Origin of the sequence: Streptomyces sp. NPDC059909, from assembly GCF_042730885.1 — a bacterium.
Taxonomy (GTDB): domain Bacteria; phylum Actinomycetota; class Actinomycetes; order Streptomycetales; family Streptomycetaceae; genus Streptomyces.
This window is the reverse complement of the sequence record NZ_JBHWKX010000159.1, coordinates 1-5,985: the sequence shown is the minus strand read 5'-3', so window position 1 is coordinate 5,985 and position 5,985 is coordinate 1. Positions and strand designations below refer to the sequence as shown.

6 protein-coding genes are annotated in these 5,985 nt (G+C 67.8%); 5 read left to right on the top strand and 1 reads right to left on the bottom strand.

Annotated elements, in window-relative coordinates; all coding sequences use genetic code 11:
• Positions 1–460: 460 nt before the first annotated feature.
• The 4 genes from ltrA to ACFV9O_RS39310 all read left to right on the top strand — a co-directional run bounded on the left by ltrA (position 461) and on the right by ACFV9O_RS39310 (position 4,417).
• Positions 461–1,813: a group II intron reverse transcriptase/maturase gene (gene ltrA / locus ACFV9O_RS39325; RefSeq protein ID WP_385427621.1), complete on the top strand. Its 1,353-nt coding sequence runs from the start codon at positions 461–463 to the stop codon at positions 1,811–1,813.
• A gap of 334 nt (positions 1,814–2,147) precedes the next feature.
• Positions 2,148–2,696: a DUF2690 domain-containing protein gene (locus tag ACFV9O_RS39320; RefSeq protein ID WP_385427619.1), complete on the top strand. Its 549-nt coding sequence runs from the start codon at positions 2,148–2,150 to the stop codon at positions 2,694–2,696.
• A gap of 537 nt (positions 2,697–3,233) precedes the next feature.
• Positions 3,234–3,506: a hypothetical protein gene (locus tag ACFV9O_RS39315; RefSeq protein ID WP_385427616.1), complete on the top strand. Its 273-nt coding sequence runs from the start codon at positions 3,234–3,236 to the stop codon at positions 3,504–3,506.
• 395 nt (positions 3,507–3,901) lie between these two features.
• Positions 3,902–4,417 carry a hypothetical protein gene (locus ACFV9O_RS39310; protein WP_385427614.1) on the top strand — a complete coding sequence of 172 codons (516 nt, stop codon included), beginning with the start codon at positions 3,902–3,904 and terminating at the stop codon, positions 4,415–4,417.
• Positions 4,418–4,430: 13 nt separating this feature from the next.
• Here the strand turns inward: ACFV9O_RS39310 and ACFV9O_RS39305 are convergent, their stop codons facing one another.
• Positions 4,431–4,586: a hypothetical protein gene (locus ACFV9O_RS39305; RefSeq protein ID WP_385427612.1), complete on the bottom strand. Its 156-nt coding sequence runs from the start codon at positions 4,584–4,586 to the stop codon at positions 4,431–4,433.
• Between the two features lie 95 nt (positions 4,587–4,681).
• On the opposite strand from ACFV9O_RS39305, the gene ACFV9O_RS39300 reads away from it, so the two are divergent.
• Positions 4,682–5,554 (top strand): potassium channel family protein, encoded by an 873-nt coding sequence (locus ACFV9O_RS39300; RefSeq protein ID WP_385427609.1) that lies wholly within the window; start codon positions 4,682–4,684, stop codon positions 5,552–5,554.
• Positions 5,555–5,985: the final 431 nt, after the last annotated feature.

The following is a 5,985-nucleotide window of genomic DNA, read 5'->3' as shown; positions in this document are numbered from 1 at the left end:
CTGGTGATCAGAGTGGCAAGAGCCGTGTAACGGGAGACTGTTACGCACGGATTCTGTGAGAGCCGAGGGGTGAGATTCCCCTCGGCTACTCGGCAGACCGTCGTGGTGAACGATGAGGAAAAGGCGTTGGTGAAACGTCAGGTGGGGACCGGGAAGGCGAGCGCAAGCGAATCGCTGCTGACGTGTCGAAACGTAGAGATGACATCAAAACCGGGGCCTCAAGGCAGTCCCGGGATGAGCCTGGCGGGAGCCCGTCTACTGGCCAGGTGGTGTCCGGCATGCAGGCGACGCGAGCCCGGTCTGCGGCTTCCGTGTGGAACAGGAGAAGGCGCGCTTGGATGCATCTCCGCTGGTCGCGGGGAGAAAGGGAGCGTCCCGGGCGGTCCGAAGCCGTGAGGGACTGAGTACCGATGCCGGGCGCGCCGGCGGACCGGCTCGTAGTAGTGCTGAAGCCCCTGTAATGGGGGTGGAGCGAAGGGGCCGGGTCGTTCGTGACGGTGTTCGTTCGATCAACTCACCCTCTCGGGTGGGGAGGAGTCGCGTGGACGAGTTGAAAGCACCGGGCAAGCCGTTTGCGATTTCGAAGCAGGCTGTCCGGGAGGCGTACGAGCAGGTGAGAGCGAACAAGGGCGCGCCGGGAGTGGATGCGGTGTCCCTGGAGGAGTTCGAGAAGGATCTGAAGGGCAACTTGTACAAGATCTGGAATCGGATGTCCTCGGGGAGCTATTTCCCGCCGCCGGTGCGCGGGGTTGAGATTCCCAAGAGGGGCCCGGGCGGCGGGGTGCGTCTGCTCGGGGTGCCCACTGTGGGCGACAGGATTGCGCAGACGGTGGTGGCCCGGGTGCCGGGGGAGAGGGCCGAGCAGGTCTTCCATCCGGATTCCTATGGCTACCGACCGGGGCGGTCCGCGCTGGACGCGGTGGGCCGCTGCCGGGAGCGGTGCTGGAAGGCGGACTGGGTCATCGACCTCGACATCCGCTCCTTCTTCGACACCGTTCCTTGGGAGTTGGTCCTCAAGGCGGTTGAAGCCCACACTGATCCGTCCCTGTCCTGGGTGGTGCTGTATGTGCGGCGGTGGCTGGCTGCCCCGCTGCGGCTGCCGGACGGGACGCTGCGCGAGCGGGACCAGGGAACCCCACAAGGTTCAGCGGTCTCACCCGTCCTCGCCAACCTCTTCTTGCACTACGCGTTCGACGCATGGATGGCCCGGGCCTTCCCGGCCGTCCGGTTCGAGCGCTACGTGGACGACGCGGTGGTGCACTGCGTCAGCGAGCGGCAGGCACGGTTCGTGCTGGCCGCGATCAGGAAGAGGATGGCGGAGGTGGGCCTTGAGCTGCATCCGGAGAAGACCCGGATCGTGTACTGCCAGGATGACAACCGGCGGGGCTCGCATGAGCACACCGAGTTCTCGTTCCTGGGCTATACCTTCCGGGAGCGTTCCGCGCGCAGGCGGGAGGGCGGCACGTTCCGCTCGTTCCAGCCCGCCATCAGCAAAGAGGCTCTGCGCAGGATCAGCGCCGAGGTGCGGTCGTGGCGGCTGCACCATCGCACCAGCCTGTCCGAGGCGGACCTCGCACGGTGGATCAATCCCATCGTGCGGGGCTGGATGCAGTACTACGGGGCCTTCTACGCCTCGGCACTGCATCCCCTCCTGGAACGCGTCAACGCCTACCTGATGCGATGGATGCGCAAGAAGTTCAAACGGCTGCGGGGACGGAGAAAGGCCCAAATCGCATGGAACCAGGCCATCGCGAGGCGGCCGAAGTTCTTCGCGCACTGGGCCTGGACCACCCACGTCCCCCGCGTCTGGTGACCAGAACGACAAGAGCCGTATGACGAGAGATCGTCACGTACGGATCTGTGAGGGCCGAGGGGTGAAACTCCCCTCGGCTACTCGGCGGGCGTCCCCCTGAGTGGTGGACACGCTGATACTGGATCTGCTTGATCCGGAGGAAGCGAGAAGACCGCCGATGGCGATGAGGGACTACTCGGACGAGTTCAAGGACGGCAGCGGCCGCGGTGAGGCCTGACTGAGGGGCGCACGCAGGGAAGGGCCGTCATGCCTCTATGCTCCCGCGCTGCGCCTTTCCTCTGCTGCAACAGGAAGCGACCCTGGCCTCCAGACGAGTCAATCAAGGCGGACCCTCATGGCCACGAGCAACACCGACGACAACTCCACCACAGCAGCCGACCCTTCACCGCAACCGGCTGCGAGAAAGCGGCTCAGCGGCCCTGCGGCACTGGCGTACGCGGTTGCCATCCTCGGCGCGGTGGTGGCCGCTGTGGCGACTCCGCTCGGGGACCATGTGATGAAGTCGTTCTTCGACGAGCCGACCTGTCCGGGGGAGGCATGTGAGGGCAAGAACCCGCAGAATCAGGGCTGCGGTGAGGATGCCCGCACCTTCAAACCTGCTGTGAACAACCCGGCCCTTCTCCAGATCCGTTACAGCGAGGACTGCAAGGCGGTGTGGGCGAGGATCCAGCACGGCCGCCCTGGGGACATGGTCACGGTGAAGGTGTCCGGTGGCAACATGCGAAGTGCCGAGGTTGAGTACGGCGACGACCAGTTCACGAGCATGGCTGCTGTTCCGGACGGTGATTTCCAGGTCACGGCCTGCGTGATCCCCAAGCCTGGTGGCGGCAGCACATTCGAGCGGTACTGCATCCAGGCGACCGAGGCCACCGCCTGGCGGTGACGGCTCGGGCCCTTCAGGACCTCAAGATCAACTCAGTGCCCCTTGAGATGCCCGTCATGCCGTCGTCTGCCAGCCCACAGTCGTGGAGCTGGCGGGCGATGCACGCCGAGGGTGGAGGCCGCTGCACCCAAGAGCCGGAGCCCCGGCCCGGGACGGTGCCGAGGTCGCCGGCCCTGCCTCCCCGGATGGGGGAGGGGAGACGCTGCTGGGCTCGGATGCGGCGGTGCGCGCTGGGGTGCCTGCTGGAGTACGCCGCCTTCCGCGCCCGCACCGCCGGCTCGATGCCCCAGGAGGTGCTGGAGGTGGTGGCCGGCAGCTCGCCGCGCGGGGGGATCAGGACGCGGTGGCCGCCGCCGTCAGGGTGCACTTGCCGGCCTTGCACCGCCACGCGCCTACCTTCGCCGCCGAGCACCGCGCCGAGCTGTACGGCATACCGGAAGGCCGGGCCTCGCCGGCCGCCTCCTGGCTGCGCTGGGGACCGCCCTGTCCGCCGCCGCCCTCGACCGCACGGAGCTCCTGTAGGCGCTGCGCACGGGCGTGCCCGGCGCCGCCGAGCACCTGGCGCACGCGCTCCTGGCTGACCCGGACTTCCTCGGCGAGCTGGCGGCGGCCGGGGCCGAGCTGGCGGCCGGCACCGGCGGTGTGGCCGCGGTATCCCGGCTGCTGGATGCGATCGCCGCCCGCACCCCGCGCACCGGCGCCGACGAGGTTGCCCAAGCGGCCGCGGCACCGGTCGCCGGAGCGGTGCTCGCAGGACTCTTGGGCAGCGGCGGCAGCATCCCCGTCCTGCGCTCCCTCTTCGGCAGATGACGGCACTGTGTGGCGCAGGGGATCGAACCTTCGGACTACCTGTTCGAGCTGCAGCGTGCGGTTGAGGCGATAGCGGGCTCATACAGTCCGGAAGCGTGGTGGCCGTGGGTAGACGTTGTGGAGCGGGCTGCACGCGGCGGTGACGGCGTATGCGGCGGCGACTGGGCAGAACCGGTACGCCGTGGTGGCAGGGCTCCTGCATGCGTCCCGTGCTGCGTGCGGCCGCAGGTCATCGTCCTGCGCGGCCGGGCAAGCCGAACGGCCCGATACCGACGGGGGATGCGGTACCGGGTCTCATGATCAGCGGACGCCCTCTTGAGCATTCCGCGCAGCCGGGGGTCTCGACCCGCCATATGATGCGCAGTCAGGCGCAGAGCTGAAAAAAGGGGGTGGGGATGTACAAGAAGAACGACTGGATAGCGGCGGCCGGCGCTGCGCTCCTGGCGACGATCACGCTCACCGGATGCGGAGGCGCCGAGGGGGACGCCAAAGCAGCAGCGCCGAGCACGCCAGCCGCCACGAGCACCCCGGCAGCCGAGCCGACCGCGAACCCGTCCCAGGCTCTTGAGGACGCTGAGGCCGAGCTGGACAGGGTCATCGAATCGCTCGACGGGGCCATGGGCGAAACCCTCGGCGTGCAGCCCGGCACCTACGAGATCACCGAGAACACGCCGGACTACGAGGACATGACCAAAGCCCTCGATGACGAGTACCTCGCCCCCGGCACCTACAAGACCAAGGGCCCCTCCGGAGCCGCCGGCTGCTACTGGGCACGCATGAGCGACGCCACCGGCAGCGACGACAGCATCATCGCCAACGACTACATCACCGGCAGTGGCCTGGTGGAGCTCAAAGAGGGCGACTTCTTCAAGACCACGGGCTGCAAGCCCTGGGTCGCCCAGGTCAACTGACCCAGAAACGCAATCAGAGCCCGACCTCGAAGGCCGGGGACTCGGGGCGGATCGCGCTGATCCCCGCCAGCGCGTCGTCATTCCAGCTGCGCTGCTGGCCCTCCTTCGTGGGTCCGTCAGCCGAACGCCAAGGCACCTTGTCCGTGTTCCGCGGCACCACACTGCTCACCCCCCCACGCGTGGCTGTCTTCGAGCCTCATTCTGAAACGATCAGTAAGTCGGTATGCGCGCTGGGCTGCATACGCCGCGCTTTGGGAGACGCGTATGGAATGGCTGGTCTCATTGTTCGGAGCGGGACTGGCCATGGTCGCCCTGCGGGACGTGTTCCATACGCTGTGGCACCCCACCCGCCACGGCGGGCTCAGCCGATACGTGATGTCGGCGTTGTGGAAGCTTTCCCAACGCCTGCCGCTGCGCAGACGGGCGACGGGACTCGCCGGACCGCTCGCCATGGTGACAGTGGTGGCCCTGTGGGCGGGCACGGTCGTCATCGGGTGGGCCCTGATCTACTGGCCTCACCTGCCGGAGTCCTTCTCCTTCGCCGCCGGCCTGAAACCGGCCGAGCACGGTGGCCCGCTGGACTCGCTCTACATCTCGCTGGTCACCGTCGCCACGCTCGGGCTCGGCGACATCGCCCCGGCCGAGCCCTGGCTCCGCATCATCGCCCCGCTGGAAGCCCTCGTCGGCTTCGCTCTTCTCACGGCCACCGTGTCCTGGGTGCTGGAGATTTACCCGGCACTCACCCGCAGACGGGCCCTGGCCCTGCGGCTGTCACAGCTGCAGCGGAACGATCCCTCGCCGCTGCAGCTCGACTCACCGCTGGGGGCCGGCATCCTCGACGGTCTCGCCGGGCAAATGGCCGGCATCTGCGTCGACCTGCTCCAGTACGGCGAGTCCTACTACTTCCACGAGGGGGAGGACCAGACCTCCTTGGCTGCGCGAGTCCAGTACGCCGCCGAACTCGCCGACCTTGGCCGCAACGCCCGGCACACGGAGGTTCGGCTCGCGGCCTCTCTGCTGACGACCGCGCTGGAGGACCTTGCAGCCATCCTCGACCAGCGTTTCCTGCACAGCGGTGGCTCGGTGCGTGACATCTACCGTGCCTACGCGGCAGACCACGGCAGAAGCCAGCTCTGATCACGATTCGGACTGGCAAGCCAGGTCCGTGCTGTCCTCCATCGTGACGGCCCGGTCGCCCAGCACGGCGGTGGACTTGGGAGCGGACGGTGAGCAGTTCCGTCGTGTCCGCGGGAAGCGGGGCCAAGGCACTTGTCAAAACCTGCCAGCTCGGGGACTCCACCTTCCGCTCCGTGACAGGTGCCGACGGGAGAATCCAACCGGTCACGCGGCTTGGCCTACCGGACAGCCGTCACGCTCACCCCGCCCACCATGCGCAGTCGTCCTGGTCCTGGCGGTCTGGGGGGTGGCGTTTGCTGAGTCGGTGCGGTCGCTGACGGCGGGGGTGGACACCATTGAGTGGTGTGCATCGTGAAGCAGCAGGTCACGGGCCTGGTGTGCGTCGGCGTCGGGGTGCTCACGCTGGTTGTGGGCGTGTGACTTCGGTGAAG

Bases quoted from the DNA above. Each gene is read 5' to 3' on its own strand.
- ACFV9O_RS39300 (WP_385427609.1), top strand. From the start codon at position 4,682: ATGGAATGGCTGGTCTCATTGTTCGGAGCGGGACTGGCCATGGTCGCC.
- ACFV9O_RS39310 (WP_385427614.1), top strand. From the start codon at position 3,902: ATGTACAAGAAGAACGACTGGATAGCGGCGGCCGGCGCTGCGCTCCTG.
- ltrA (WP_385427621.1), top strand. From the start codon at position 461: ATGGGGGTGGAGCGAAGGGGCCGGGTCGTTCGTGACGGTGTTCGTTCG.
- ACFV9O_RS39320 (WP_385427619.1), top strand. From the start codon at position 2,148: ATGGCCACGAGCAACACCGACGACAACTCCACCACAGCAGCCGACCCT.